General features: G+C 53.4%; 1 protein-coding gene and 3 pseudogenes. 2 read left to right on the forward strand and 2 right to left on the reverse strand.

The features are described from left to right. Positions 1 to 93 (forward strand): annotated as a pseudogene (locus Harman_RS21150) (IS5/IS1182 family transposase); the annotation flags it as partial. 42 nt (positions 94 to 135) lie between these two features. Beyond that, positions 136 to 909, forward strand: coding sequence for a hypothetical protein (locus Harman_RS21155; RefSeq protein ID WP_137685637.1), 774 nt, complete (start codon positions 136 to 138; stop codon positions 907 to 909). 235 nt (positions 910 to 1,144) lie between these two features. On the opposite strand, the pseudogene Harman_RS21160 reads toward Harman_RS21155, so the two are convergent. Then, a pseudogene (locus Harman_RS21160) lies at positions 1,145 to 1,541 on the reverse strand (geranylgeranylglyceryl/heptaprenylglyceryl phosphate synthase); the annotation flags it as partial. A 62-nt stretch (positions 1,542 to 1,603) separates the two neighbouring features. Further along, a pseudogene (locus Harman_RS21165) lies at positions 1,604 to 2,209 on the reverse strand (ABC transporter substrate-binding protein); the annotation flags it as partial.

The raw sequence follows: 2,209 nt of genomic DNA on the forward strand, positions 1-2,209 counted from the left end.
GACGCCGTGCGTGCGCGAACCTGGTACGGTGAATTTCGTGAGCTAGTCCTGATGTGTGCGGTTCACAACATCAAGCAATCTCTGAAACCGTGAAATCAAGCTACGTCTGGTGATTCACCACGGCCGTTCGAACCGATCTTCCTCGAAGAACCGGCATTCAGTCCGAACTACCACAAAGCCATCGTGAGCGATGTCGGCCTCCCGTTCTACGTCGATATCAAGCGTCCAGATGATGTCCCTGCCGACGAGCAAGAACGCACGATCGATCTTGCAGAACGTATCCTGCGTGCTGGCGGCGTCCAGACCGGATTCGGTCATCACGAGGAAATACGAATCTCGATGGAGTCATGGGCACCTGATCGTGATGAGGACCGTGACGCCGATCCCGGCTACTGGCGGTCACATGTGCTCTTGATGTCGCCCAGAGAGATGAACTTCGGGCAGTTAGACGGTGAACCCGAAGAGAAACACAAGAAAGCCAAGACAGTACTTGCCTGGGCCGCTGACTGTATCGACACCGAGGTCCTCCAAGAGATCGAGCAGTCACAAGCGGAGGATATCAAACAGGCGTGGCGGGATGCAGCGGAAGCCGAACGGACTCAGCGAAAAATTAAGCAGTTCGCCGAGACACCGCCAGACACACTCGATGGCTGGCAGAGACTTGACGCCGACCACGACGCTGTTAGGGTAGCATATGTCGCCGACAACCACGGAACCCCGTCAGTCGCGGCTGTCTTTGAAGCCGCTGGCGGTGTGCTGAAGGCCCGCGAGTTCACGCTGGACGCGTGGAACGAGAACGACGGGAATCCTCGTGAGACTCGGCTGAACCGGTACTGCGTTAGTACTGACGGAGACGGGGCCTTCACCCGTCTTCGGTCGCATCTGCTGACCTTCGAGGTTGAACATTGAAGAAACGTAGTGTGTGAAGGACTTCAGCGTTAAGTACTCGAGGTCAGACAACGAGTCAGCCACCAGCACTTGTTCACTCAACTCTTCACTTCAAGAGCATGCATTTATACATCCTATTCTACATTTTTGATTCTGTTAGGATTCGCTTGCAAAACGTCGAAGTTCGACACGTGAACAAGGAGAGTATCTCGGGACAGGATCCTGAGATGGTTCACTCAGTGCGAGAAGCAAACAATTACCGCGCTAATCGTTTCCAAATATAGGGCGGGTTTTCGTGGAAACAATCACCGACGACGACAGCGTCAGCACCAGCATTGAGTATCTCTGTTGTCTGTTGGTGACTCTCGATACCACCGCCATAGAAAAGGCATGTTTCATCGAGATACTTTGCCGCTGCATTCACATCTTCAGGACCACCGTGCGTTCCGGAATAATCAATGTAAAAAAATCGGGAAGCCATAGAAAGATTCAGTCGCCAGTGCAGCGCCTGCCACTTGCTCAGAAGTATACTGTGACTCAACATCAGACTCATCCGCCGCTTTTGAGTCCACGTTTTGGACGACATACCCCTCCCCCAGAATTTTATCCGCAATCGTGGCAATTGTATCACGACCTCTGGAAGCGATAAGATCGTTCTATGACACACTGATAGATTGTCTAGTAAGCGTTAATAACGGGATCAGTCTATTCTCTTTTAGAAGTCGCCATTGATGATATCCGCGACTTGCTGGCGGTCGAACAGCGTGAGTGAGTCCTCCCGAAGCGTCTCTATCCCGTTCCACTCTCCAAATGACTCAGGGTAAAACTGCCTTGCCGCCGCCTCTGTTTGGAAGAGATTGACAACTGGCCCCTGGTAAGCGGTGCCACCGCGGTACAGGCGGTCGTTTTGAACTGCTGATAACTGACTGCCGACCGGATCCGCACGCATCGCCTCCATACGGGACTTGAACTCCTCAGTCGAGACGTGTGAGAAGCCGTACTGGAACACGATAGCGTCGGGATCGACCTCAAGCAGTTGTTCGTAATCCCAGTCTGCGTTCCCCTCAATGTGGCCATCGAACGCTCCGCGCATCTCCAGATCCCGGTACTGCTTGTGATTGTTCCAGTCCCGGACTGTATACACGGAAAACGATCCGGCCTCGAAATCTGAGTTAACCGACACTAAGCCAACTGTCGGCCGGTCCTCTGTCGGTGGGAGCGTTTCTTCGATTGTTGCCTGCATCTCGTCGTGTATCGTGGCAAACGCCTCATATCGCTCTCGTTCGTCGAAGGCGTCCGCGATGATCTTGAAGGCCTCATC

This window comes from Haloarcula mannanilytica (assembly GCF_005406125.1).
Lineage (GTDB): Archaea > Halobacteriota > Halobacteria > Halobacteriales > Haloarculaceae > Haloarcula > Haloarcula mannanilytica.